This window comes from Caulobacter sp. (assembly GCF_965279145.1).
Classification (GTDB): domain Bacteria; phylum Pseudomonadota; class Alphaproteobacteria; order Caulobacterales; family Caulobacteraceae; genus Caulobacter.
Map to the genome: position 1 here is coordinate 1,400,980 of NZ_OZ257139.1, position 25,733 is coordinate 1,426,712.

23 protein-coding genes are annotated in these 25,733 nt (G+C 67.9%); 9 read left to right on the top strand and 14 right to left on the bottom strand.

Annotation, left to right across the window (positions count from 1 at the left end):
- Positions 1–4 precede the first annotated feature (4 nt).
- Positions 5–1,204: a multidrug effflux MFS transporter gene (locus ACQY9P_RS06480; RefSeq protein WP_421740147.1), complete on the bottom strand. Its 1,200-nt coding sequence runs from the start codon at positions 1,202–1,204 to the stop codon at positions 5–7.
- A gap of 139 nt (positions 1,205–1,343) precedes the next feature.
- Complete coding sequence (locus ACQY9P_RS06485) at positions 1,344–2,504, bottom strand: DegT/DnrJ/EryC1/StrS family aminotransferase (RefSeq protein ID WP_421740056.1); 1,161 nt, start codon at positions 2,502–2,504, stop codon at positions 1,344–1,346.
- Positions 2,505–2,650: 146 nt separating this feature from the next.
- Between ACQY9P_RS06485 and ACQY9P_RS06490 the strand changes: the two genes are divergently transcribed.
- The 3 genes from ACQY9P_RS06490 to ACQY9P_RS06500 all read left to right on the top strand — a co-directional run bounded on the left by ACQY9P_RS06490 (position 2,651) and on the right by ACQY9P_RS06500 (position 4,372).
- A complete protein-coding gene (locus ACQY9P_RS06490; RefSeq protein WP_421740055.1) occupies positions 2,651–3,634 on the top strand; it encodes a mechanosensitive ion channel family protein in 984 nt (327 codons plus the stop codon).
- Between the two features lie 70 nt (positions 3,635–3,704).
- Positions 3,705–4,139, top strand: a complete 435-nt coding sequence (locus ACQY9P_RS06495) for a MarR family winged helix-turn-helix transcriptional regulator (RefSeq protein ID WP_421740054.1) — start codon at positions 3,705–3,707, stop codon at positions 4,137–4,139.
- Positions 4,136–4,372: a hypothetical protein gene (locus ACQY9P_RS06500; RefSeq protein ID WP_421740053.1), complete on the top strand. Its 237-nt coding sequence runs from the start codon at positions 4,136–4,138 to the stop codon at positions 4,370–4,372. The genes ACQY9P_RS06495 and ACQY9P_RS06500 overlap by 4 nt, the downstream gene beginning before the upstream one ends.
- Before the next feature lie 21 nt (positions 4,373–4,393).
- On the opposite strand, the gene ACQY9P_RS06505 is transcribed toward ACQY9P_RS06500, so the two are convergent.
- From ACQY9P_RS06505 to ACQY9P_RS06520, 4 genes are all read right to left on the bottom strand, one after another.
- Positions 4,394–4,627, bottom strand: coding sequence for a hypothetical protein (locus ACQY9P_RS06505; protein ID WP_421740052.1), 234 nt, complete (start codon positions 4,625–4,627; stop codon positions 4,394–4,396).
- Positions 4,628–4,760: 133 nt separating this feature from the next.
- Positions 4,761–5,414: a fructose-6-phosphate aldolase gene (gene fsa, locus ACQY9P_RS06510; RefSeq protein ID WP_421740051.1), complete on the bottom strand. Its 654-nt coding sequence runs from the start codon at positions 5,412–5,414 to the stop codon at positions 4,761–4,763.
- 69 nt (positions 5,415–5,483) lie between these two features.
- Positions 5,484–6,371, bottom strand: a complete 888-nt coding sequence (rfbD, locus tag ACQY9P_RS06515) for a dTDP-4-dehydrorhamnose reductase (RefSeq protein ID WP_421740050.1) — start codon at positions 6,369–6,371, stop codon at positions 5,484–5,486.
- On the bottom strand, positions 6,368–6,904 hold the full coding sequence (locus ACQY9P_RS06520) for a D-glycero-alpha-D-manno-heptose-1,7-bisphosphate 7-phosphatase (RefSeq protein ID WP_421740049.1): 537 nt from the start codon (positions 6,902–6,904) through the stop codon (positions 6,368–6,370). Before ACQY9P_RS06520 ends, rfbD begins: the two co-directional genes overlap by 4 nt.
- A 100-nt stretch (positions 6,905–7,004) precedes the next feature.
- On the opposite strand from ACQY9P_RS06520, the gene ACQY9P_RS06525 reads away from it, so the two are divergent.
- Positions 7,005–8,171 carry an AGE family epimerase/isomerase gene (locus ACQY9P_RS06525; RefSeq protein WP_421740048.1) on the top strand — a complete coding sequence of 389 codons (1,167 nt, stop codon included), beginning with the start codon at positions 7,005–7,007 and terminating at the stop codon, positions 8,169–8,171.
- 18 nt (positions 8,172–8,189) lie between these two features.
- On the opposite strand, the gene ACQY9P_RS06530 is transcribed toward ACQY9P_RS06525, so the two are convergent.
- Together ACQY9P_RS06530 and ACQY9P_RS06535 are read right to left on the bottom strand one after the other, a co-directional pair.
- Positions 8,190–9,482, bottom strand: coding sequence for a mannose-1-phosphate guanylyltransferase (locus ACQY9P_RS06530; RefSeq protein WP_421740047.1), 1,293 nt, complete (start codon positions 9,480–9,482; stop codon positions 8,190–8,192).
- A gap of 93 nt (positions 9,483–9,575) precedes the next feature.
- Positions 9,576–11,615: an NAD(+) synthase gene (locus ACQY9P_RS06535; RefSeq protein WP_421740046.1), complete on the bottom strand. Its 2,040-nt coding sequence runs from the start codon at positions 11,613–11,615 to the stop codon at positions 9,576–9,578.
- Positions 11,616–11,820: 205 nt separating this feature from the next.
- On the opposite strand from ACQY9P_RS06535, the gene tkt reads away from it, so the two are divergent.
- Entirely contained in the window at positions 11,821–13,782 is a 1,962-nt protein-coding gene (gene tkt / locus ACQY9P_RS06540; protein WP_421740045.1) for a transketolase, read from the top strand.
- 45 nt (positions 13,783–13,827) lie between these two features.
- Here the strand turns inward: tkt and ACQY9P_RS06545 are convergent, their stop codons facing one another.
- The 5 genes from ACQY9P_RS06545 to purU form a co-directional block, all read right to left on the bottom strand.
- The gene (locus ACQY9P_RS06545; RefSeq protein ID WP_421740044.1) at positions 13,828–16,284 is read right to left on the bottom strand and encodes a glycoside hydrolase family 99-like domain-containing protein; all 2,457 of its coding nucleotides are present in this window, start codon (positions 16,282–16,284) and stop codon (positions 13,828–13,830) included.
- Positions 16,281–17,027, bottom strand: coding sequence for an ABC transporter ATP-binding protein (locus ACQY9P_RS06550; RefSeq protein WP_421740043.1), 747 nt, complete (start codon positions 17,025–17,027; stop codon positions 16,281–16,283). The genes ACQY9P_RS06545 and ACQY9P_RS06550 overlap by 4 nt, the downstream gene beginning before the upstream one ends.
- A gap of 5 nt (positions 17,028–17,032) precedes the next feature.
- Positions 17,033–17,830: an ABC transporter permease gene (locus ACQY9P_RS06555; protein WP_421740042.1), complete on the bottom strand. Its 798-nt coding sequence runs from the start codon at positions 17,828–17,830 to the stop codon at positions 17,033–17,035.
- Positions 17,831–18,127: 297 nt separating this feature from the next.
- Positions 18,128–19,186: a dTDP-glucose 4,6-dehydratase gene (gene rfbB, locus ACQY9P_RS06560; RefSeq protein WP_421740041.1), complete on the bottom strand. Its 1,059-nt coding sequence runs from the start codon at positions 19,184–19,186 to the stop codon at positions 18,128–18,130.
- A gap of 92 nt (positions 19,187–19,278) precedes the next feature.
- Positions 19,279–20,121, bottom strand: a complete 843-nt coding sequence (gene purU / locus ACQY9P_RS06565; RefSeq protein ID WP_421740040.1) for a formyltetrahydrofolate deformylase — start codon at positions 20,119–20,121, stop codon at positions 19,279–19,281.
- Positions 20,122–20,310: 189 nt separating this feature from the next.
- On the opposite strand from purU, the gene argE reads away from it, so the two are divergent.
- Complete coding sequence (gene argE / locus ACQY9P_RS06570; protein ID WP_421740039.1) at positions 20,311–21,510, top strand: acetylornithine deacetylase; 1,200 nt, start codon at positions 20,311–20,313, stop codon at positions 21,508–21,510.
- Between the two features lie 387 nt (positions 21,511–21,897).
- Here argE and ACQY9P_RS06575 read toward each other — a convergent pair whose 3' ends face one another.
- On the bottom strand, positions 21,898–22,941 hold the full coding sequence (locus ACQY9P_RS06575) for a glycosyltransferase family 2 protein (RefSeq protein ID WP_421740146.1): 1,044 nt from the start codon (positions 22,939–22,941) through the stop codon (positions 21,898–21,900).
- A 34-nt stretch (positions 22,942–22,975) separates the two neighbouring features.
- Between ACQY9P_RS06575 and rfbC the strand changes: the two genes are divergently transcribed.
- The 3 genes from rfbC to ACQY9P_RS06590 all read left to right on the top strand — a co-directional run bounded on the left by rfbC (position 22,976) and on the right by ACQY9P_RS06590 (position 25,732).
- Positions 22,976–23,533, top strand: a complete 558-nt coding sequence (rfbC, locus tag ACQY9P_RS06580) for a dTDP-4-dehydrorhamnose 3,5-epimerase (protein WP_421740038.1) — start codon at positions 22,976–22,978, stop codon at positions 23,531–23,533.
- A gap of 15 nt (positions 23,534–23,548) precedes the next feature.
- Positions 23,549–24,433 carry an alpha/beta fold hydrolase gene (locus ACQY9P_RS06585; protein ID WP_421740037.1) on the top strand — a complete coding sequence of 295 codons (885 nt, stop codon included), beginning with the start codon at positions 23,549–23,551 and terminating at the stop codon, positions 24,431–24,433.
- A 96-nt stretch (positions 24,434–24,529) separates the two neighbouring features.
- Positions 24,530–25,732 carry a threonine ammonia-lyase gene (locus ACQY9P_RS06590; protein ID WP_421740036.1) on the top strand — a complete coding sequence of 401 codons (1,203 nt, stop codon included), beginning with the start codon at positions 24,530–24,532 and terminating at the stop codon, positions 25,730–25,732.
- Position 25,733: the final 1 nt, after the last annotated feature.

Here is a 25,733-nt window from a genome sequence, read left to right on the forward strand (position 1 = left end):
TCTCTCAGTTGGCCGACGGCCCGGCGTGGAACAGCCGGCCCTTCTCGGTGATGATCACGGCGATCAGCCCCGCGAGACCCGAGCCGGTGAAGCCCAGGGTCAGGGGTCCCACCGTGCCGTCGAACAGCTGGCCGATCCAGAAGCCGAACAGCGCCCCGCCGATGGTGGTGATGAAGCCCTGAACCGAAGCCGCGGTGCCGGCCAGATGGCCCAGGGGCTCCATGGCCAGGGCGCCGAAGTTCGACATCGTCAGGCCAAAGCAGAACATCATCCCCGCCTGCATGAAGGCGAACACCCATAGGCTCTCATGTCCACTGAGGGCGATCAGGGCGTGGACGCCAGCGAAGGCGATATAGCCGCACAGGGCCACGTGCGAGACCAGCCGCATGCCCAGCTTGCCGACGATGCGTGAATTGATCAGCGACGACACGGCGATGCCCGCCGCGATGCCGGCGAAGATGACCGTGAACAGCTTGCCGGCGCCCAGCACGTCGACGAACACCTGCTGGGCCGAGTTGAGGAAGCCGAACAGTCCGCCCAGCACCAGGGTCGAGGCCAGGGTGTAGCCGACGGCCACGCGGTTGGTCAGGCACGCCTTGAACGCCGCCAGCACGGGTTTGACCTCCAGCGGGACGCGGTCCTGCGGATGCAGGGTCTCGGGCAGCTTGATCGCGGTCCAGGCGATGACCAGCAGGCCGAAGATCGCCAGCACGCCGAAGATCCACGGCCAGGGCGCGACCAGAACGATGGCTTGGCCCACCGACGGGGCGATGATCGGCACGGCCAGGAAGACGATGAACGACAGCGACATCACCTTGGCCATCTGCCGGCCGCTGTAGCAGTCGCGGACGATCGACACCGACAGCACGCGGGTCGCGGCGGCGCCCACGCCGCACAGGGCGCGGGCGACCAGCAGCATCTCGAACGAGGTGGAAAAGGCGCAGAGGGTGGCGAACAGGACGTACAGCGCCAGACCGACCAGCAGCACCGGCTTGCGTCCGAAGCGATCGGCCAGAGAACCATAGACCAGCTGCGCGGCGCCGAAGCCCAGCAGATAGGCGGTCAGGATCCACTGGCGCTGGTTCGGACTGCCCACGCCCAGCGCCTCGCCGATCTGCGGCAGGGCCGGCAGCATCGAGTCGATGGCCAGGGCGTTGGTGGCCATCATCGCCGCGATCAGGGCGATGAATTGCCTGGAGCCCATGCCGGGATGCGGCGTCGGGGTCGGCTCGGCATTGGACATCGGCAACCTCGGTCTGGACGACGTCCGACCTGAAGGCGCGACGCTACGCCCGTCCTATAGCCGCCGGAGATGACAGCCGCCAACCATCGCTGACGGGGTCCTAACCGTTGAAGGCGCGGATCGCGTCGATGATCGTCTGCTGGTCAGCCTCGCCCAGATAGGGGTGCATCGGCAGGGCCAGCACCGTCTCGGCCTTGGCCTCGGTGACCGGCAGGCCGCCGGCGCCGCGCGGGAAGTCGGCATAGGGCGCCTGGATGTGCATCGGCACCGGATAATAGACGGCGGTCGGAACGCCCTGCGTCTTCAGGTGCGCGGCCAGGCCATCGCGGTTCTCGTGCTCGATCACGTACTGCGCCCACACCGAGACGCCGCCGTCGATGACCTTGGGCGTGGCCAGCACCGCGCCGGCCAGACCGTCGGCATAGCGGTCGGCGACGACCTGACGCAACGCGATCTCTTCGGCGAAGATCGCCAGCTTCTCGATCAGGATCGCCGCCTGGATCGTGTCCAGCCGCGAGTTCATGCCGATACGGGTGTTCAGATACTTGGTGTCGTGGTCGAAGGTGCGGCCCACCAGGTCCGGGGCCACGGCCTTGCCGTGGACGCGGTAGCTGTCCATCAGGTCCCACAGCACCGGATCATTGGTCAGCACCGCCCCGCCGTCGCCATAGCAGCCCAGCGGCTTGGCCGGGAAGAAGCTGGTGGTGGCCACATCGGCCCAGTGCAGCGGGTGATGGCCATTGAGCGTACAGCCGAACCCCTGGGCGCTGTCGGCGATCAGCTTCATGCCCTCGCGGTCGCAGATGGCCTTGATGGCCGGATAGTCGGCCGGCTGGCCGAACAGGTCGACCGCGATCACCACCTTGGGCGTCAGCTTGCCGTCGGCCTTCACGCCGGCGATGGCGGCTTCCAGCTTGGCGGGGTCGAGGTTGAAGGTGTCGGGCAGCACGTCGACAAAGACCGGGGTGGCGTCGACCCACGGCACCACTTCCGGCGTCGCGGCGAAGGTGAAGGACGGGCAGAACACCGCGTCGCCCTTGCCGATCCCCCAGGCCATCAACGGCAGGGCGATGGCGTCGGTGCCGTTGGCGCAGGACAGGGCCAGCCTGGCCTGGCCGAAGGCGGCCAGCTTGGCCTCGAACTCGCGAACCTGCGGGCCCATCACATAGGCGCCGCTGTCGAGGACGCCGGCGATGGCGGCGTCGATCCTGTCGCGGATCCGGCGCTGCTGCGCGGCGAGGTCGATGAAGGGCATGCTCATGGGCGGGGCTCTTAGAGGCGGATCGAAGCGAGTTCGAGCCAATTGATGTAACCGACTGTTTCGCCAGCACGAAGCGGGGCCTTGAGGGAACAGGCCGGCGGCCCTCGCCGTTGACCGCTCGTGGCGGGGGCGCCATCGAGAGTTCCATGACCAAGCCGACGATTATTCCGCCCCAAGCCCGCCTCCCCTCGATCGCCAATGTGAGGGCCGACGAGACCATGCTGGGACACTTCCTTGACTGGCTGGGCAAGGTGGCGGTCAATCTGGTGGTGGCCGGGATCATCCTGATCCTGACCTTCTGGCTGGCGGGATGGCTGGCCGGGGTGGTGCGCCGGGCCCTGGGCCGCGTGCACCGGACCAATCCCGACCCCACCCTGCAGAGCTTCGGCGCCTCGCTGGTCCGCTACGCCGTGATCGCCGTGGGCCTGGTGGCGGTGCTGCAGCAGCTGGGCGTGCAGGCCACCTCGATCATCGCCGTGCTGGGCGCGGCCTCCCTGGCCATCGGCCTGGCCCTGCAGGGCGCGCTGTCCAACGTGGCGGCCGGGGTGATGATCCTGATGTTCCGCCCCTACAAGGTGGGCGACACCATCGAGACGGCGACGCGGGTCGGCACGGTCAAGTCGCTGGACCTGCTGTTCACCGAGATCGCCACGTTCGACAACGTCAAGGTGATGATCCCCAACAGCAAGGTGTTCGGCGACGTCATCCTCAACTACTCCACCCACCGCACGCGCCGGGTGGACGTGCTGTTCAAGGTGCCGCTGAAAACCGATCTGGTCGGCGTGCTGAAACGTCTGCGCGAGCGGGCCGAGAGCGATCCGCGCATCCGCAACGAGCCGGCCGTGCAGATCGAGGTCACCGACCTGTCGGAAGCCTTCGCCCAGGCGGCGATCCGCGCCTGGACGGCGCGCGAGGATTTCGCCGCGGTGAAGACCGACCTGATGCTGACGGCTCACCTGCTGTCGGAAGACCCGGCCCGCCAGGACCTGCCGCCGCCGCGTCCGTCCAAGGCGATCGATCCCTCGCCGGCCATGCCGGGCGAAGGCGAGCATCACCTGTTCAGGCTGCCCCGGCCGCGTCGGAGCCGACCGTCGGGGTCGAGCAAGGCTCCCTCCTCGCCCAAGACCTGATCAGCCGGCCCCCAGGCAAAGACGATCGTTCGGGATTTACGAAGTATCGGGCCGCTCCTAGCGTCAGCCCATGACCGAGCGTTTCGCCGCCGATTTCGAGACCCTGTTCCGGACCGTCTATGGGGCCGCCGTGCGGCGCGTGCGGGACAAGCGCGAGCGCCTGTCGCCCGAGACCGTGGCCCTGCTGGACCACCTGGCGGCGGCCGGTCCCCTGACCGCCAGCGAGCTGTCGCGCCATATCGACCGCGCGCCCAGCACGCTGACCGAGATGGTCGATCATCTGGTCGCCAAGGGCTTGCTGACCCGCGACCGCGACCCGGTCGACGCGCGCCGCAGCTTGATCTGGCTGACCGACGCGGGCCAGGCGGCCCTGGTCGAGGCGCGCAATGTGCTTGACCACGACATGCTGGCGGCCGCCGGCCGGCGCCTGACCGCCGAGCAGCGCGCGGCCTTGCTGGATCTTTTCCAGACCTTCGTCACCCAGCTGAAAGGAGTCCGACCATGAGCCATAACTGCGAGAGCTGCGGCATGCCGATCGAGAACGGTCGGTACTGCCAGCATTGCGTCACCGAGGACGGCGTCCTGCAGGATTTCGACACCCGCTTCGAGCGGATGGTGCAGTGGCAGGAGCGGCGCGGCAGCCCGCGCGCCCAGGCCGAGACCGAAACCCTGGCCTATATGGCCAGGATGCCGGCCTGGAAGGATCACCCAAGGGTTCTGGAGCGGCTCTCGACCTGACGACGTCGGGCCGGAAAGGCCTCAGGCCTGACCCAGCGTGCCGCGCAGACGCAGCCATTCCTGCGCGAACTTGCGGCTGACCCCGGCGTCCTCGAACACGACGCGGCGGATCTGGCCGGCGATCTGCGGGGCGTCGTGGATGATCACGAAGGGAAAGCCGTTGGCCGACAGGAAGCCCTGGACGAAGGTCGAGAAGCTGGCGGCCTCGGCGGAGTCGGCGAGGCGGATTTCGGCGGTGGCGTCGGTCGGAACCATGACGGTCTCCCCAGTTGCTGACGCCACCCTAACGCACGAGATCGCAAATGCGAACACAGTTCGCGTAAGCGAAATAATCAGTGATCAGTATGTACGGCGCCAGGCGAACCCGGCGCCGTACCAATCTGAAGCCCTAGAGGATCGATTGGCCGGTGCCGGCCCAATCCTTCATGAACTGTTCCAGGCCCTTGTCGGTCAGCGGATGCTTGAACAGGTCGCTGAACACGGCGGGCGGGATGGTGACGACATCGGCGCCGACAATGGCGGCGTCCTTGACGTGGGCGACATTGCGCACCGAGGCGGCCAGGATCTCGGTCTCGTAGCCATAGTTGTCATAGATCGTGCGGATGTCGCGGATCAGGTCCATGCCGTCGAAGCCATAGTCGTCCAGGCGGCCGATGAAGGGCGAGACGAAGGTCGCGCCGGCCTTGGCGGCCAGCAGGGCCTGGGTCGGCGAGAAGCACAGGGTGACATTGGTTGAGATGCCTTCGCTGGCGAAGGCGGCGCAGGCGATCAAACCATCGCGGGTCAGCGGGATCTTGACCACCACATTGGGGGCGATGCCGGCCAGCTTCGTGCCTTCGGCGATCATGGCGTCGGCGGTGGTGGCGGCGACCTCGGCGCTGATCGGACCGGGCACCAGGTCGCAGATCTCGGCGATCACTTCCAGCATCGGACGGCCGGCCTTGGCGATCAGGGTCGGGTTGGTGGTCACGCCGTCCACAAGGCCGGTGGAGGCCAGATCGGCGATGACCTTGGTGTCGGTGCTGTCGAGAAAGATCTGCATGGGACTCTTGCGCTGAAGTCTATGGGGGCTTGGCCCGGTTTATCGCGATGGGCGGTCCGGCGCCAGCATTCAGGCCTGAATGCCGTCGGCAACCAGCTGGTCGGCCACGCGCCGCACGGCCGGCCGCCAGGGCTGCGGCTCGAAGCCAAACACCCCGGCCAGCTTGCCGCTGTCCAGCGGCGAGCGCGGCGGGCGGGCGGCGGCTTCGGCGAAGGCGTTTTGCGTCGTGGGCTCGAGCCGCGCGCGGGTCTGCGGATCGCGTTCGATGGCCGCCTTGGCGAAATCGAAGCGACTGGTCTGCCCGGCATTGGCGAAATGGAACAGGCCGAACGCGGGATCATCGGCCTTCGCCGCCGCCCAGCGCCCGGCGTTGGCGACCATGAACGCCGCCAGGGCCTCGGCGTCGGTGGGACTGCCGAACTGGTCGGCGACCACCTTCAGCACGTCCCGCGTGCGGCCAAGCCTGAGCATGAAACTCACATAGTTGCGGCCATACGGCGAGAACACCCACGAGATCCGCAGCACCGCCGCGCGAGGATGGGCGAGCACCGCCTGTTCGCCGGCCAGCTTGGAGCGGCCATAGACGCTGATCGGATTGGGCGTGTCGGTCTCGACATAGGGGCGATCGGTCTGGCCGTCGAAGACGCTGTCGGTCGACAGATGTACGAACGGCAGGTCACGCTCGGCGCAGGCCGCGGCCATCGCCGCCGGCCCGTCGGCATTGACCGCGAAGGCCAGGTCCGGCTCGGATTCGGCGCGATCGACCTGGGTGTAGGCGGCGGCGTTGATCACCAGATCACAGTCGGCGGCCAGGATCGCGGCGCGGAGGGCGGCGGGGTCGGTCAGGTCGACATCGTTTCGCGACAGGGCGGTCAGCGCGACCCTGCCCCGCGCCGCCGCGATCAGGGCCTGTCCGACCTGCCCCGTGGCGCCGAACTGCAGGACCTTGAGGGTCATTTCAGGCCGGGAACCCGGTCGCCCAGAACCTCGACCACGAAGGCATGCAGGTCGCCGCCGGGAAACAGGTAGCCGGGCATGCCCGCCCGGCGGCCGGCTTCGACGTCGCTGTCCTTGTCGCCGATGATCACCGCCTGGGCCGGCGTCAGGCCGCTGTCGGCCAGGCCGCGCAGCAGCATGCCGGGATTGGGTTTGCGGTCGGGGTGGTCGGCCACCCGATAGGCCTCCACCGCCGCGTCCTCGTGGTGGGGCGCGAAATAGAAGGCCTCGATCCGCCCGCCCAGCGGCGCCAGCTGCCTCTGCATCTCGGCGTGGAAGCGGTGCATGGCCGCCTCGTCGAAATAGCCCCGGCCCACGCCCGACTGGTTGGTGACCACCATCACCCTAAGCCCCGCCCGGGTCAGCGCCGCCACGGCCTCGCGCGCGCCGTCGATCCAGTCCAGCCTGGCCGGGTCGCTGACATAGCCATGGTCGATGTTGAGCACGCCGTCCCGGTCGAGAAAGACGGCGGCGAGGGGCGGCGAGGTGTCCATAAGGCGAGCTTTATCGCCTGAGAGCCCATCGCAACAAGGCTCTGTCTTGGCGAGAGCGGTAGACTTCGCCTAGAAAACACCCGCACCTGGAGAGCACCCGATGACCGACGCCTTTGACGACGCCGCTCGCCTTCGCGACCTGTTGAAAGGTTGGGCGCTGTCGACCGCCTTTCCGCTGTGGTGGAAGGTCGGCGCCGACCACAAGAACGGCGGCTTCTTCGAGACGATCGAGCAGTCGGGCGAGGCCAAGGACTCGCCGCGTCGGGGTCGGGTGCTGCCGCGCCAGATCTACGCGTTCTCGACCGCCGGCGAGCTGGGCTGGACCGGTCCGTGGCGCGAGGCGGTCGATCACGGCCTGGCCTATTATCTGGACATCTATCGCCGGCCTGACGGCCTGTTCCGCGCGCTGGTCGGTCCGGGCGGCGTGAGCCTGGACGACAGCGCCGCGGTCTATGACCAGGCCTTCGCCATGTTCGCCCTGGGCATGGCCACCAAGGTCAAGCCCGAGCGTACGGACCTGCGCCAGATCGCGGTGTCGGTGCGCGAAACCCTGATGGCCACGCTGAAGCATCCCCTGGGCGGCTTCCACCTGACCGATCCCGAGACCCTGCCCCTGCAGTCCAATCCGCACATGCACCTGTTCGAGGCCTGCCTGGCCTGGAACGAGGTCGACGCCGATCCGGCGTGGCGGGCCCTGGCCGACGAGATCGCCGAACTGGCGCTGTCGAAGTTCATCGCTCCCGACACCGGCGCGCTGCGCGAGTTCTTCGCCGCCGACTGGAGCACCGGTCCCGGCGTCGAAGGCCGCATCTGGGAGCCTGGCCACCAGTATGAGTGGGGCTGGCTTCTGCTGCGTTGGGGCAAGCTGGCCGGTCGCCAGGACGCGATCACGGCGGCCCTGCGCATGCTGGACCTGGCCGAGCAGGTCGGCTGCGACGCCGAGCGCGGCGTGGCGATCAACGCCATGCTCGACGACATGACCGCCCACGACGACGGCGCGCGCCTGTGGCCGCAGACCGAGCGGATCAAGGCCGGCGTGCTGGCGGCCGAGATCACCGGAGAGGATCGCTGGTGGGGCGTGGCGGCGGCCGGCGCCGAGGGCCTGATGCAGTACCTGCGCACGCCCGTGCCGGGCCTGTGGCGCGACAAGCTCAAGCCCGACGGTTCTTTCGTCGACGAGCCCGCGCCCGCCAGTTCATTCTACCACATCGTCTGCGCCATCGGAGAGATGGACCGGGCGGTCTCGGCGAAAGCCGCCCAGGCCTGACGGCCTGGGCGATAGCGTCTAGACCCGCCGGGTGACCAGCAGGGTCGCTCCGGTGGCGGCGGTGACCGAGGTGGCCGCATCGATAGCGGTCAGCGCGGCGTTCAGGGTGGTGTCTCCGGCCAGGATCTGGACGGAGCCGACCGGCAGTTCGACCGTCTCGCCGGCCGCCAGGGTCCAGATCGAGACTTCCGAGTCGCCGACAGTGGTCAGGACGCGTCGCGGACCATCGCCGCGATCACGGCCGGTGGCGATGGCGCGGCCATCCCGCTTGAGGCCGTCGACCAGGGCCTTGACCGACTGGCTGGCGTCGCGATGGCAGACGAGAACGGCGTCGGGCTCGGCGATCACGACGATGTCCGAAAGGCTGATGACGCCGACGAATGGGCCGGTCGAGCGCACCAGGACATTCTGGCTGTCGATCAAGGCCACGTCGCCCGACACGGCGTTGGCCTTGTCGTCCTTGGGGAAGGCGTCCCAGATGGCGTCCCAGGCGCCCAGGTCCGACCACGAGAAGGCGGCGGGGACCACGGCGGCCTTCTGGGTCCGCTCCATCACGGCATAGTCGAGCGAGATCTTGGCGGCGCCGGAGAAGGCGGCCTTGTCCAGCCGACCCACCGCGCCATCGAGGGTCAGAACATCCATGCAGGCGCGCGCGGCGGCGGAAATGCTGGGCTCGAAGGCGTCCAGTTCGCCCAGCAGCACGCCGGCCTTGAACGCGAAATTGCCGCTGTTCCACAGATAGCCGTCGGCGACATAGGACTCGGCGGTGGCGCGGTCGGGCTTCTCGACGAAGGCGGCCACGGCGCTGACGCTGCCGTCCAGCAGGGCCTGACCTGGCCGGATATAGCCAAAGCCGGTGGCGGGGCTGGTCGGCTTGACGCCAAAGGTGACGATCCAGCCCTGGGCGGCGGCGCGGGCGGCGACGACGGCGGCCTCGCCGAAGATCTCGGGCTGGGCGATATAATGGTCGGCGGCCAGCATCAGGGCCACGCCGTCAGGGTCACGCGACTCGACATAGGCGGCGGCGGCGGCGACGGCGGGCGCGGAATCCCGGGCCTCGGGCTCGACCAGCACGGTGACCGGAACGCCGATCTCGGCGGTCTGGGCCAGCACGAAGTCGATCATGGCCCCGCCCGTCACGATGACGATCTCGGCGCGGCCGGGGAGATTGGCCACCCGCAGCACGGTGTCCTGGAAACTGGAATGGTCGCCAATCAGTTTGAGAAACTGCTTGGGCTGGTCGGCGCGCGAGGCGGGCCAAAGACGCGTGCCCGAACCGCCGCACAGGATCACCGGATAGATCGCGCTCACAAGTCCCCCACCATCATTCGACCTCACACCGAGGCCCCTAGCGTCAACTAGCACGGGTATCTTAACGAGCGAATGTCGGGAGTGACTTCCCCATCAATCTTCGCGGATCGCCGTATTGGCGTGCAGTTCCGCCAGCCAGATGTCGGCGGTGGCGTCCGACGGCATCCGCCAGTCGCCGCGCGGCGACAGGGCGCCGCCCGACGAGATCTTCGGGCCGTTGGGCATGGCCGAGCGCTTGAACTGGTTGGCGAAGAACCGGCGGAGGAAGAGATCCAGCCACCGTTTGATCTCGGCCAGGTCATAGGCTTTGCGCGCCGCCTCTGGCGTGCCGACCGGCCAGCCGCCTAGGTCCGCGTCATGCCAGGCGCTCCAGGCCAGGAAGGCGATCTTGGACGGGCTCATGCCGTAGCGGGTCAGGTAGTAGAGATTGAAGTCCTGCAGGGCGTAGGGCCCCACGAAGCTCTCGGTGGCCTGAACCTGCTCGCCGGGCACCAGTTCCGGCGAGATCTCGGTATTGAGAATGTCTTCCAGCAGATCGCCGGTCGCCGCATCGACGTCGCCCGAGGCCGCCACGAAGCGGATCAGGTGCTGGATCAGGGTCTTGGCCACGCCCGAATTGGGATTGTAGTGGCTCATCTGGTCGCCGACGCCATAGGTGCACCAGCCGAGCGCCAGTTCCGACAAGTCGCCGGTGCCCACCACCAGCGCGCCGTTGTGATTGGCCAGCCGGAACAGATAGTCGGTGCGCAGGCCCGCCTGGATGTTCTCGAACGTCACGTCATAGACCGGCTCGCCCCGCGAATAGGGGTGGCCCAAGTCCTTCAGCATCTGCTCGGCGGCCGGGCGGATGTCGATCTCGTCGGCCGTCACACCCATCGCCGTCATCAGCTTCCAGGCGTTGGACTTGGTGCGATCCGAGGTGGCGAAGCCCGGCAGGGTGTAGGCGAGGATGTTGCTTCGGGGCAGGTCCAGCTGGTCCATGGCCCTGGCGGCGACGATCAGGGCATGGGTCGAGTCCAGCCCGCCCGAAATGCCGATCACCAGTTTCTTCAGGCCCGAGGCCTCGACCCGGCGGGCCAGGCCCTGGATCTGGATGTTGTAGGCCTCGTAGCAGTTCTCGGCCAGCTTGGCCGGGTCCGACGGCGTGAACGGGAAGCGCTCGACCGTGCGGGCCAGGGCCAGGTCGCCGGCGGGCGGCGTGAAGTCGAACGGCGCGATCCGGAACGGCGTTGGGGCCAGGCTCGCGGCGTCGCCGAAGCTGACCACCCGCATGCGCTCCTGACGGATGCGGTCGACATCCACATCGGCCATGGCCATCACGGCGGTGGTCGAAAAGCGCGGGGTTTCTGCGAGAAGGGCGCCCATCTCGTGGATGTCGGCGTGGCCGTCCCAGGCGACGTCGGTCGAGCTCTCGCCCGCCCCGGCCGCCGAATAGACATAGGCGGCGATGGCCCGCGCCGACTGGCTGGCGCACAGCAGGCGGCGAGTCTCGGACTTGCCGATGGTGATGTTGCTGGCCGACAGGTTCAGCAGGATCTCGGCCCCGGCCATGGCCTGGGCGGTGCTGGGCGGGGTGGGCGTCCAGACGTCCTCGCAGATCTCGATTCCCACATTGAAGGGTGTCGGGCCGCTGGCCCGAAGGATGATGTCCGTGCCGAACGGCGCCACCTCGCCGGCCAGGGTCACGGTCTTGCCCACCACCCCCGCGCCCGGCGTGAACCAGCGGCGCTCGTAGAATTCGCGATAGTTGGGCAGGAAGCTCTTGGGGATCACACCCCGCACCCTGCCGCCCTGGATGGCGACGGCGGTGTTGTAAAGTCGGCCATCTACGCGCAGCGGCGCGCCCACCACGAACAGCGGGGCCAGCGCCGCGCTGGCCTCGGCCAGGGTTTCGATCGCCGCTTCGACGGCGTCCAGCAGGGCGTCCTGTTGCAACAGGTCGTCGATCGAATAGCCGGTCAGGCCCAGTTCGGGGAACACCAGCACCGCCACGCCCGCCGCGTCGGCCTGACCGACCAGATCGAGAACGCTGGCGGCGTTGGCGGCCGGATCGACCAGCTTGACCTTCGGCACGGCCGTGGCGACGCGCACGAAACCGTGGCGGTAGGGCGAGAAGAACGGAAGGTTCGCCAAGGCGGGCCCCTTAGTTATGCTAAAAATGAGCATAAGTCTCGATCCAGCTATAGCCGGTCCGGCCGTTGTTGCAAAGCATCGATGCGACATCGAAGTGTCATGGGAAGCGCGCCCAAAAGGCCCGCGAAACTTGACCCACGGGGGTCATCGTGCGACCTCGCGCCCGCGCAGCCCTGCAAAACATAACGAACAAAGACGAACGCCCATGCCCGTTTCGCCCATCAAAATGGCCGACGCGATCCGCGTCCTTTCCATGGATGCGGTCCACAAGGCCAAGTCCGGACACCAAGGCATGCCGATGGGCATGGCTGACGTGGCGACCGTGCTGTGGAGCAAGTTCCTCAAGTTTGACGCCGCCAAGCCCGACTGGGCCGACCGCGACCGCTTCGTGCTGTCGGCCGGCCACGGCTCGATGCTGATCTATTCCCTGCTTCACCTGACCGGCTTCAAGGCCATGACGATGAAGGAGATCGAGAATTTCCGTCAGTGGGGTTCGCTGACCCCCGGCCACCCGGAAGTGCACCACACCCCCGGCGTCGAGACCACCACCGGCCCGCTGGGCCAGGGCCTGGCCACCGCCGTCGGCATGGCCATGGCCGAAGCCCATCTGGCCTCGCGCTTTGGCTCCGACATCGTCGATCACCGCACCTGGGTGATCGCCGGCGACGGCTGCCTGATGGAAGGCGTCAGCCATGAAGCCATCAGCATCGCCGGCCGCCTGAAGCTTTCCAAGCTGACCGTGCTGTTCGACGACAACAACACCACGATCGACGGCGTCGCCACCATCTCCGAGACCGGCGACCAGGTCATGCGCTTCAAGGCCGCCGGCTGGGCGGTCAAGGTCGTCGACGGCCACGACCACGGCAAGATCGCCGCCGCCCTGCGCTGGGCCACCAAGCAGGACCGCCCGACCATGATCGCGTGCAAGACGCTGATCTCGAAGGGCGCGGGTCCCAAGGAAGGCGACCCCCACAGCCACGGCTACACCCTGTTCGACAACGAGATCGCCGCCTCGCGCGTCGCCATGGGCTGGGACGCCGCGCCGTTCACCGTGCCCGACGACATCGCCAAGGCCTGGAAGAGCGTCGGCCGTCGCGGCGCCAAGGTTCGCAAGACCTGGGAAGCGGCGCTCAACGCCTCGGCCAAGGCCGGCGAGTTCAAGCGCGCCATGTCGGGCGCCCTGCCCGACGGCGCCTTCTCGGCCGTCAACGCCCATATCGAGGCCATGGCGGCCAGCAAGCCGGCCAACGCCACCCGCGTTCACTCCGGCGCGGCCCTGGACCATCTGATCCCGTCGATCCCGGAAATGATCGGCGGCTCGGCCGACCTGACCGGCTCCAACAACACCTTCGTCAAGGGCATGACGGCGTTCGACACCCCCGACTACGCCGGCCGCTACGTCCATTACGGCGTGCGTGAGTTCGGCATGGCCGCGGCGATGAACGGCATGGCCCTGCACGGCGGCGTCATTCCCTATTCGGGCACCTTCCTGGCCTTCGCCGACTACAGCCGCGCCGCCATCCGCCTGGGCGCCCTGATGCAGGCCAAGGTCATCCACGTGATGACCCACGACTCCATCGGCCTGGGCGAGGACGGTCCCACCCACCAGCCGGTGGAACAGGTCGCGTCCCTGCGCGCCATTCCCAACCTGCTGGTCTTCCGCCCTTGCGACGCGGTGGAAGCCGCCGAGTGCTGGAAGATCGCGCTGGAACAGACCTCGACCCCCTCGGTCATGGCCCTGTCGCGCCAGAAGACCCCGGGCGTCCGCGCCTCCGGCGCCGAGAACCTGTCGGCCAAGGGCGCCTATGAGCTGCTGGCCGCCGAGGGCGGTGAGGCGGCGGTGACGCTATTCGCCACCGGCACTGAAGTGGCGCTGGCCGTCGCCGCCCGCGACATCCTGCAGGGCCAGGGCAAGCCGACCCGGGTGGTCTCGGTTCCCTGCTGGGAGCTGTTCGAGCAGCAACCGGCCGCCTATCGCCAGGCCGTCATCGGCAAGGCGGCCCGACGCGTCGCGGTTGAAGCGGGCATCCGCCAGGGCTGGGACCGCTTCATCGGCGAGGACGGCGGCTTTGTCGGCATGACCGGCTTTGGCGCCAGCGCCCCGTTCGAGCGCCTCTACAAGGAATTCGGCATCACCGCCGAAGCCGTGGCCGCCGCCGCGGCCTGATCCCGATCCAGCCAGGGTGGGCGTCGGCCCGCCCTGGCCAGGGCGTCAGATATCCCAGTCGACGCGGAAGCCGGCTGACTCCGCCAGCGCGCCCATGACGCGCTCGAAGGCGTGCGCCAGCGTGCCGTCGACCTGGCCCAGCTCGGGATCGAACGGCAGGTTCTGCCCGCCCAGCCCCGCCAGAGCCTGGAAGGCCGCGACTCGGCCCCAGAACATCGTTCCCGCCGGAAAGGCGGTCCTGGGTCCGTAGCGAAAGCCCAGGCGGCGCGCGAGATAGGCCACGCCATCGGCGTTCTGGGTCATGATCCCAGGATGGTCGAAGCCGACGCGGGTGTCTTCGCCGGCCAGCAGGCCCAACCTGGGGTCTTGCGCGAACCGGGCCAGGGCCTTGCGGGCGGGCTCGGGCGACATCAGCCCATCCAGCAGGCGATCGCGCCAGGCGGCGCCGTCGGACCGGTGCGGCGACTTCTTGCTGTGCGCCTTGCAGAAGAGGGTGTGGCCCCGGCCCCGGGCGATCTCCAGCGCGGTCAGGAACGGGGCGACGTCGCGGCCGCGATTGGGCGCGGGCGCCAGCACGGCGCCGGGCACGGCGCGCGCCAGGGCTTCGACGGTCTCGTCCGGCCACTGGTCCGGGAAGGTGACGATGACGTCCAGGCTGGCGCGCAGGGGCGCCAGGCGGGCGGCCAGGTCGTCGATCAGGTCCGGATAGTAGATGTGGAACAGCATCACCGCGTCGTGCGCCCGGGGCAGGTCGCGCGAGGCGAGGACGGCGGGGTGCAGCAGAGCGGTGGCCGGCGCCAGGTTGGCGACCGCGCGCCGCAGGGCCTGGGCCGAGGCGTGGCCGTACCAGCGGTCGGGCTCCAGATAGGCGCCCTCGCCCCACTCGTTCCAGGCGTTGACGAAGACCAGTCGCTCGTCCGGCGGCGCCAGTCGCATGCTGCAGTCCAGGGCGGCGCTCGACCACGCATGGAAGCGCTGCGGCGTCGCGCCGTGGAAGATGTTGCTGAAGCCCGGCTTGCGGGCCTCGTTGTCCCAGGAGGGCATCACGCCGGGGAAGATGCGGGCGTCCTGGCGCTGGCCCAGCGCGGCGATCCGCCCCTCGACGATGGCGCTGTAGTCATAGACGCGGCCGCCGAAGTCGGGGTTCAGGCGCTCGACCGTCTCGGTGATGTCGCCCTGGGTCAGGGCGTGGGGCGGGAACTCGACCAGGCCGTCGAAGCCGGCGTCCTTGTAGGCCGAGAAGCCGAAGGCGTTGGTGCAGAGGATGAAGAGCTCGCCGATGCCGATGTCGCGGGCGCGCCGGCGCCAGCGCTCCACCGTCGCCGCCGCGCTGGGCAGGGTGTCGGGGCGATAGACGATCAGCAGGGGCTTGCCGCCGACCCGCACATAGCGCGGCGAGGCCATGTAGCGCGCCAGGTCGTCCAGCAGCGCCCGGTCGTCCTCGGGTGAATGGTTCTGGCCGATCAGGATGTCGGACTCGCGGCCGTCCCAGCGCCGCGTCCAGTTCTCGTTGGCCCAGCACAGGGCGAACGGCAGGTCGATCGCGGGGTCGCCCACGAAGGCGTCGAGCGGCCGCTCCAGCAGGCGCTTTCCCTCGAACCAGTAGTAGTAGAAGCAGAAGGCGTCGACGCCGGCGTTCTTGGCCAGATCGGCCTGGGCTCGCAGCACCTCGGGCACGCGCAGGTCATAGAAGCCCAGCTCGCCGGGCAGGTGGGGCTGGCGATGGCCGACGAACTGCGGCGTGGCCTTGCTGACATTGGTCCACTCGGTGAAGCCCTTGCCCCACCAGCGGTCGTTCTCCGGGAACGGATGATACTGCGGGAGATAGAAGGCCAGCACCCTGGGAGCGTCCGGCGCCTTGGGCGGCGGGTGCAGGGCCGGGGCGGCGAACTCTGGGCTGGTCTGGCCCTTGGCCACGCCGACGGCGTTCAGATAGGCAGCCCGCCACGGGTCTCGGCTGAAGCCGGCCAGGGCGCTGCGGCCCATCGTCATCAGGCCGCGCGGGTTGCGCAGGCTCCGCAGGCCGGTCCGGACCCAGCGGGCCGTGTTTGGGGAAACCTTGCGAAGCCCGGCGCGCAGCAGCCTGCGGGGGGCCGACAGGCGCGGGGCGGCGCCGCTCGGCTCCGAGGCGGGGTCGACGCGAAACGCCTCGATCTCGAACTGGCCCGGCGTCTTCGAGGGCAGGAACAACACCTGCGACAGCGCCCCGGCATTGGTGTGGACCACCACCGCGTAGACGTCATCGCCGACGGGCTTGAGCGCGATCGGCTGGCCCAGTTCCAGGCCGTCGCCCCAGTCGACGATGATGCTGGGGCCGTCGACCACGCCCTCCAGGGCGCGGATCGTCACCGCCACCCGGACCGACGCGACGCCGTCGAAGGCGGGCTGCTCCGCCCGCGTCAGGCGCAGCAGCATGTCGGCGTCGGGAGACAGGGTTCGAAACTGGCCCGGCGGTCCGGCAGCCTCGATGGCCTTCCGGGGCGTGGGGAGCCGTCCGCTCACGCCGCGTTGCTTCTCTCAAGCCACTCGGCGGTGGTGCCGAAGAAGGTCGGCACGCCGGATTCCATGGTCATGACCTTGTTGCAGACCGCCGCGGCCAGCTTGTAGTCGTGGGTGGCCAGGACGACGATCTTGGCGGCGTCGACCATGCCGCTGAGGCGCTCGGTGGCCCGCTTCTGGAACTCGGCGTCGCCGGCGCTGATCCACTCGTCCATGATCATGATCTCGGCGTCCATCTGGGTGGCCACCGAGAAGGTCAGGCGCGCGATCATGCCGGCTGAATAGGTCTTGAGCGGCATGTGCACGAAGGCGCCCAGGCCCGAGAACTCGACGATGTCGGGCATGCGACGCTTGATCTCGCGATCCGACATCATCTGCATCATCGCCAGGTTGCGGATGTTGTCCAAGCCCGAGGCCTCGATGTCGAGGCCGACGGTGATGGAGATCATCGAGCTGATCCGCCCGCGAATATCGACCTTGCCCGAGGTCGGCGCATAGATGCCGGCCAGGATCTTCAGCAGCGAGGTCTTGCCCGAGCCGTTGTGGCCGATCACGGCCAGCCGGTCGCCTTCCTCCAGCCTGAAGCTGACGTCCGACAGGGCGCGGATGTAGCTGACATCCTTGCCTTCCTGGATCAGGCGGCCGCCGACGGCCATGTTGAACACCGCGTTGCGCAGCGACTGGGCCCGAACGCTGTAGAGGTTGTAGTCCAGCGTGACGTTCTTGAGTTCGACGGAACTGCTCATGGGACCTACAACCAGAACACGACGCGAGTGCGGGCGAAGGTCAGGCTGACCAGCGTGACGATGACCGCGACTCCGAGATAGGCGAGCGACGCCATAAGGTCATGATAGGGCACCATGTGCCCCATCAACGGCTGCCGGATGATCTCGAGCAGGTGGCTGAACGGGTTGAGGTCCACGACCCAGCGCATGGTCTCGGGCACCTGCGAGCGCCGCCAGAACACCGGCGTCAGCATGAACAGGCTCTGGGCGACAAAGCCGACCATGTAGTTCACGTCGCGATAGCGCACCGAGATCATGCCCAGCGGGATGCTGACGAACAGCCCGGCCAGCAGCAGGATCGGCAGGGTGATCAGCAGGCTCCAGTGCGGCACCACCGCCAGCTTCATCACGATCAGCACCAGCCACAGACCGACGATCTGGTGCAGGAAGTTGATGAAGATGCGGCTCATCTGCTGGAAGGCGTGGAAGCTCAGCGGCAGGTTTCGCACCTGCATCACGCCGGCCGCCTGCACGAAGGTGCCGGCGATCTCGGGCAGCAGGCCGCCGGCCAGCGACCAGGCGACCACGCCGATCATGATGAAGGGCAGGGTGTCCTTGCTGTTACCACCGAAGATCGAGCCGTAGATGATGGCCAGGGAGAAGGCGGTGGCCAGGGTGGTGCTGGCCATCCAGACCGGGCCCAGCAGGCTGCGGCGGTAGCGGGTGACGGTCTGCTCGACGCTCACCCGCCACCACAGGGGCGTCAGGCGCACACCGCGATACAGGTCCAGTACGGCGGCTTTGAAATTACCGGCGAGGCTCATTCAGAAGCCATTCCTGCTGACGGCGAAGACATTCGGCAACTCACGCGAACAGGTCGGCGTCGAGCGAAACTCCCAAACACCCCTCCCGCCAAAGCGGGCGCCTTCTTAACAGGCCTTGGGAGCTTGGGAAACATTTCATCCGGCGGCGCGACCCGCTGATTCTTCTAGAGGTTTAGGTCGGTTCGACCCTCGGGAACAGCCGCTGATCGCGACGCGCGAGCGCCGGTTTTCACGGCTATTTTTCGGGGATTTCAGCGCCCCGTCGCATGACGGCGCCAAGGGCGGGACGGAGGCTTTTCACAGGCCCAGACGCTGGCCGGCATAGCGGTCGCGCAGCGGTCGCCACCAGTCCTCGCGGGCCAGATACCATTCGACGGTCTTGCGCAGGCCGGTGTCGAACGTCTCCTCCGCCGTCCAGCCCAGTTCGGTTTCCAGCTTGGTCGCGTCGATGGCGTAGCGGGCGTCGTGGCCCGGACGGTCGGGGACGAACCGGATCAGGTCGCGACGCTTCAGGCCCGGCTGGGGCCGCAGTTCGTCCAGCAGATCGCAGATCGCCTCGACCACTTCCAGATTGGTGCGCTCGTTGCGACCGCCGACAGTGTAGCTCTCGCCGACCCGACCGCGAGTGGCGATGGTGACCAGCGCCCGGGCGTGGTCGTCGACATAGAGCCAGTCACGGATGTTGTCGCCCTGGCCATAGACCGGCAGCGGCTGGCCCTCGAGGGCGTTGAGCGTGACCAGCGGGATCAGCTTCTCGGGGAAGTGATACGGGCCGTAGTTGTTCGAACAGTTGGAGACCACCACCGGCAGGCCATAGGTGTGATACCAGGCGCGCACCATATGGTCGGACGCGGCCTTCGAGGCCGAATAGGGCGAGCGCGGATCATAGGGCGTGGTCTCGGAAAACAGCCCCTCGGCGCCCAGGCTGCCGAACACCTCGTCGGTCGAGATGTGGTGGAAACGGAAAGCCCCGGCGGCCTCGGCGTCCAGCGTCCGCCAATAGTCCAGCGCCGCCTGCAGCATCACATAGGTGCCGACGATATTGGTCTGGATGAAGGCGCCCGGCCCGGTGATCGAGCGGTCCACATGCGACTCGGCGGCCAGGTGCATGATGTGGGTCGGCCTGAAGTCGGCGATGGCGCGCGCCACAGCGCCCGCGTCGGCGACGTCGCCCTTCACGAAGGCATAGCTGTTGTGGCCGCGCAGGTCGTCGAGGCTGGCCTCGGAGGCCGCATAGGTCAGGGCGTCGAAATTGAGGATCACCGCGTCGCCCTGGCCGGCGAGGTAACGGCAGACGGCCGAGCCGATGAAACCGCAGCCGCCGGTGACCATGATGCGGAGTTTGTGCTGCGACATACCCTGGAAAGCCTCGGCCATCGAAGAAGACGGCCGTATCCAGTTTTTCCTGTAGTTGCAACCGCGCAGGCCGGAACGCCGGTCGAGGACCGCTAGTCGGTGAACACCACCGTCTTGCGGCCGTTCAGCAGCACCCGGTCTTCCAGGCGATAGCGCAGGGCGCGGGCCAGGACGCGGCGCTCGATGTCGCGGCCCTTGCGGATCAGGTCCTCGGGCGTGTCGCGGTGGCTGATGCGCTCGACGTCCTGCTCGATGATCGGGCCTTCATCCAGGTCGCCGGTGACATAGTGGGCCGAGGCGCCGATCACCTTCACGCCGCGGGCATGGGCCTGGTGATAGGGCTTGGCGCCCTTGAAGCCGGGCAGAAACGAGTGGTGGATGTTGATGCAGCGCCCGGCCAGCTTGGCCGACAGCCCGTCCGACAGCACCTGCATGTAGCGGGCCAGCACGACGATATCGGTCTTCGTCTCCTGGATCAGCTTCCAGAGCGCGGCTTCCTGCTCGAACTTGGTCTCCTTGGTCACCGGCAGGTGATGGAAGGGCAGGCCCGACAGATCGACATTGGCATAGGTCTCGGCCGGGTGGTTGGCGACGACCCCGGCGATCTCCATCGGCAGCTCGCCGATCTTCCAGCGATAGACCAGGTCGGCCAGGCAGTGGTCGAACTTGCTGGCCAGGATCATCACCCGGTAGCGGTCTGTGCGGGCGCGCAGCGTCCACTTCATCGACAGGGCGGCGGCCACCACCGTGAAGTCGGCGCGCAGGGCTTCATGGTCGGCGTCGTCGGCGTCGAACACCACGCGCATGAAGAACTGGCCGGTCTCCTGGTCGTCGAACTGCTGCGCGTCCAGGATGTTGCAGGCGCGTTCGAAGAGAAAGGCGGACACCTTGGCGACGATGCCGCGCTGGTCGGGGCAGGAGAGGGTCAGGATCATGGTCCGCTCCCTCTAGAGGCTTGGCGGGCCGAAGAAAAGCGTCTCGGCGGATGGCGCGGGGACGAAACGGCTCGGCGGAGGCAGAAAACGGTCGGGTTTCGGCAAGGGTATGCCTCGCGCGCGGACAAGATCCGCGATCTGCCCGCGCCCGGCTAGGCAGCGACGAGGCGACGGGTCTAGGCTCCGCCCATGGCATCCTCCTCCGAAGCGCTTTCCGTTCGCGCGATCGACGTCCTGGCCAAGCTGGTCGCGTTCGACACCACCTCGCGCCTGTCCAACCTGGCCCTGATCGAATGGGTCGAGGGCTATCTGTCCGATCTGGGCGTGGCCTCGCGGCGGGTGCCCAATGTCGACGGTACGAAATCCAACCTGCTGGCCAGCATCGGCCCGGCGGTGGAGGGCGGCGTCGTGCTGTCGGGCCATACCGACGTGGTGCCGGTCGATGGCCAGCCGTGGTCCACCGACCCGTTCGTGCTCACCGAGAAGGACGGCCGGCTCTATGGCCGGGGGACCTGCGACATGAAGGGCTTCCTGGCCCTGGCGCTGGCGGCCGCGCCGGATCTGGCGGCCGCGACGTTGACCAAGCCGGTGCACCTGGCCTTTTCCTATGACGAAGAGGTCGGCTGCCTGGGCGCGCCGGACATGATCGAGGTGATCGCCCGCGACCTGCCCAAGCCGGCGGTGGTGGTGGTCGGCGAACCCACCGACATGGTCGCCGTCAGCGGTCACAAGGGCATAGCCAGCTTCCGCGTCACGGTCTCCGGCCGCGAGGCCCATTCCAGCCTGACCCATCTGGGCGTCTCGGCCAACATGGCGGCGATCAGGCTGATGGCGGGCCTTGTCGAACTTTCGGAAAGGCTGGAGCGCGAGGCCGATCCCGCCTCGGCATTCACGCCAAAGGGCGCGAGCCTGACCATCGGCCAGGTCAATGGCGGCACGGCGGTCAACATCCTGGCGCGCGAATGTGTCTTCATCTTCGACCTGCGCACCCCGCCCGGAATGGATCCGATGGCGATCCTGGCCGGGTTCTTCGCGAAGGCCGAGGCGATGGACACCGAGCTGAAGGCCCGCGCGCCCGAGGCCGGGGTCAGGGTCGAGCGTCGCTCTCTGACGCCCGCCTTCGCGCCCGAGGTCGATGGCGCGGCCGAGGCCTTCGCCCGCCGGATGGCCGGCGACAACGGACCAGCCCGTGTCGTGCCCTATGCCGCCGAGGCCGGGCAGTTCCAGGGCGCAGGGTTCTCGACGGTGATCTGCGGCCCCGGCTCGATCGACCAGGCCCACCAGCCGGATGAGTTCGTGGAGATCTCCCAGATGCAGCGCGGCGCGGCCTTCATGGCGCGGCTGATCGAGGATCTTTCGGTTCGGGCGGGACCGGACGGTGGGACATGAAGAGAAGCAGAATAGTTCTGGTAATATTTCTCGCTACTGCGGTCGCTTATATAGCGTGGGCCGCTACGCCATTTAGCAGCACGCGCCTTGCGTTACGCAGCGACTATGGGCGCATTGATTCTGGTGAAATGTTCGGAATTCGCATTGGATTACCAATCCAGTCAGTTCCGCTGAATTTAAACAATCATGGGTTCAAGTTTCGCGAAAAGGACACGGACTCATACTGTCTAAGACATGACAATGGCCCGAATTACCGAGTAAATATCTATACGGACGATAGCTGGAGGCGCGCCACCTTATGTGTGGTTTATGATAGTGGCGCGGTGGTGAGGTATATTGAATGGTCTTACGCAACATTTATGATTGATATGTAGAAAAATTCTCCAATCATTTATCGCCCTTTTGACCTGATAATCTCTGTTTCCGGATCACGAACCGCCGCCCCACGAACGCCACCGGGTCGATCGACATCACCCGCAGAATCGCCAGCGACCCGATCTTGCGCCGGGCCTGAACCGTCCTGCGGTCGGCCATGACCGCCTTGAGATCCGCCCTCTGCAAAGCCGCCCTGATCCCCCGCACCGCCGGCCCGGCGTCGCCCCGGCGCAGGTGCAGCAGCAGCAGGGCGCTTGTCACCGCCACATGCAGGGGCGTGGTCAGCCACAGCAGCACGGGCGGGGTGTTCTTCAGGAAGGTCCAGATGCGGTTGCGCGAGCCATGGAAGATCGCGAAGTCCGAGCGCACCCCGGTGCTGGCCGAGCCCACATGGGCCACGCGGGCCCCGGGCAGCAGCACGGTCGCGCGGCCGGTCAGGCGCAGGCGATAACCCAGGTCGACGTCCTCGCAGTAGCAGAAGAACCGCTCGTCAAAGCCGCCAAGGTCCAGAAACAGCGCCCGGTCGATCAGCATGGCCGCGCCGCACGACGAGAACACCTCGCCCTCCGGCAGGTCGGCCGGCAGCCTGCGGCCATAGCCACCCCGGAAGGGAATGCCCGCCGAGGTCATGTTGTCGCCGGCGCCGTCCAGGCGATCGGGCTCATCGACCGAGGTCTGCAGCGAGGCGAAGCTTTCGATCCCCGGATACCGGGCGACGCCGTCCATCAGGGCGGCCAGCCAGTCGGGTTCGGGATAGGCGTCGGGGTTGAGCAGGGCCAGCCAGCGGCCTCGCGCCCGGCCGACCGCCAGGTTGTTGCCGGCCGCGAAGCCCAGATTGGCGCCGGGCTCCAGGAAGATCAGCGACGGATCGGCCGCCACGGCCGCCTGGGGCGCGCCGTCGGTCGAGGCGTTGTCGACCAGGAGGATCTCGAAATCGGTGAAGGTCTGAGCCTTCAGCCCCGCCAGGCAGCGCTCGAGGGTGGGGCCGCTCTGGTAGGAGACGATGATCACGCTGACCGCTGGCGCGCTCTTGTCATCGGGGATCGGCGCGGGCATCGGTGGTCGGCTCATTTCCAGTCGAGTTCCCGTCATGAAGATCACGCCCCTGGCGATCCCCGAGGTCCTGCTTATCACGCCCGCCCGGCATGGCGACGAGCGGGGCTGGTTTTCGGAGACCTTCCGTCAGGCGGCCCTGGAGGAGGCGGGGTTTACCAGCCTGTTCGTTCAGGACAACCACGTGCGTTCGACCCGGCGCGGCATCCAGCGCGGGCTGCACTACCAGAAGCCGCCCCACGCCCAGGACAAGCTGCTGCGCTGCGTGGTCGGGGCGATCTTCGACGTCGCCGTCGACATCCGCAAAGGCTCGCCGACCTGGGGCCAGTGGGTTGGGGCCGAGCTGTCGGCTGAAAACCGCCAGCAACTGCTGGTCCCCAAGGGCTTCGCCCACGGCTACTGCACGCTCAGCGACGACTGCGAGGTGATCTACAAGGTCACCGACTACTACGCGCCGCAGGCGGAAGGCGCGGTGCGCTGGAACGATCCGGCCATCGGCATCGACTGGACGATGCCCAACAGCGAGATCGCGGCCAATGCGCGGGATGAAGCCGCGCCGCTGCTGAGCGAGATCGACTCGCCGTTCGCGTACTGAAGACAGGGATCGCCAATGACCTTCACCGACCTCTTCTGGACCTCAGGCGAAGGCCTGCCGCTGCACGCCCGAGACTATGCGCCGGTGGGCGACGTCACCGGCCTGCCCGTGATCTGCATCCACGGTCTGACCCGCAACGCCCGCGATTTCGAGGACCTGGCGCCGCTGATCGCGGCCCGCGGCCGTCGTGTTCTGGCGGTCGATGTGCGTGGTCGGGGCCTGTCGGCCTGGGATCCCCAGCCCCTCAACTATCACCCCGGAACCTATGCCGGCGACGTCGTGGCCCTGCTGGCGGCGACCGGGATCGAGAAGGCGGTGTTCATCGGCACCAGCATGGGCGGGCTGATCACCATGGTTCTGGCCTCGTTCAAGCCCGAGGCCATCGCGGCGGCGGTGTTGAACGACGTCGGCCCCGAGCTGTCGCCGGTGGGTCTGGCCCGCATCGCCGCCTATGCCGGCGGGGCCAGCCGGTTCGAGACCTGGCCCGAGGCCGTCGACTACGCCCGCCGCATCAACCAGGCCGCCTTTCCCGCCTATGGCGACGCCGACTGGGACCGCTTCGCCCGCCGGTTCTTCGACGAGAAGGACGGCGGCTACGTCCTGGCCTGCGATCCCGACATCTCGGCGCCCATCAAGGCCGCGGCGGCGGCCGGGCAGCAGGGCGGTTCGGCCCTGGCGCCGGACATGTATCCGCTGTTCCGCGCCCTGACGAAGGATCGCGAAGTGCTCCTGGTGCGGGGCGGCATTTCCGACCTGATCGATCCGCCGATCGTGGAACGAATGTGCGCCGCCGCGCCCCAGATGGCGGTGGTCGAGGTTCCCGGCGTCGGGCACGCGCCAATGCTCACCGAGCCGCAGGCCTGGACAGCCATCACCGATCTGCTCGATCGGGCCCCCTGAGGCGCCGCGAGACGTGCGGAGGCCGGATCGAATGTGCTAGACGCGCCCCCGACGCCCCCTTCGCCAGCTATTGTTCCGCGTCCAGACAGGTAGCCCATGACTCTCGACCTCGCCGCCATCCAGGCCGCCGCCGGCCGCCTCAAGGGCCATATCGAGCGCACGCCGTGCCGCTATTCCAAGACCCTGTCGAAGATCACCGGCGCCGAGGTGTGGGTGAAGTTCGAGAACCTGCAGTTCACGGCGGCCTACAAGGAGCGCGGCGCGCTCAACAAGCTCATGCTCCTGTCCGACGCGCAGAAGGCCAAGGGCGTCATCGCCGCCAGCGCCGGCAACCATGCCCAGGGCCTGGCCTATCACGGCGCCCGGCTGGGCGTGCCGGTGACCATCGTCATGCCCAAGACAACTCCCTTCGTGAAGGTGCAGCACACCCGCGACTTCGGCGCGACGGTGATCATCGAGGGCGAAAGCTATGACGACGCCAACGCCCACGCGCTGAAACTGCGCGAAGAGCAGGGCCTGACCTTCGTCCACCCGTTCGACGACTATGACATCATGGCCGGACAGGGGACCATCGCCCTGGAGATGCTGGAAGACGCGCCCGATCTGGAGGTCCTGCCCGTGCCGATCGGCGGCGGCGGCCTGATCAGCGGCGTGGCCACGGCGGCCAAGGCGCTGAAGCCCGACATCCGCATCATCGGCTGCGAGCCGGCCATGTATCCGTCCTTCACCGCCAAGATGCGCGGCATGACCGCCCATTGCGGCGGCCAGACGATCGCCGAGGGCGTTGCGGTCAAGACCGTGGGCGAGCTGACCTATGGCGTCGCCCGGCCGCTGATCGATGACGTGCTGCTGCTGGAAGAGCCGCACATCGAGCAGGCCGTGGCGCTCTACTGCAATGTCGAAAAGACCATCGCCGAGGGGGCCGGGGCGGCCTCGCTGGCGGCGCTGCTGGCCTATCCGGAACGCTTCCGGGGCAAGAAGTGCGGCCTGATCCTGTGCGGCGGCAATATCGACACCCGCCTGCTGGCCTCGGTGCTGACCCGCGAGCTGGTGCGCGCCCAGCGGCTGGTGAGCCTGCGCATCGTGGGCGACGACCGTCCGGGCCTGCTGTCGACCGTGGCCAACGTGATCGGCGTGATGGGCGCCAACATCATCGAGGTCAACCACAACCGCCTGGCGCTCGACGTCCCCGCCAAGGGCGCGGAGTTCGACATCACCATCGAAACTCGCGACGCCCAGCACACCCAGGAAATCATCGACGCCCTGCGCGAGAAGGGCTACCCGCCGCGGTCGGTTTAGG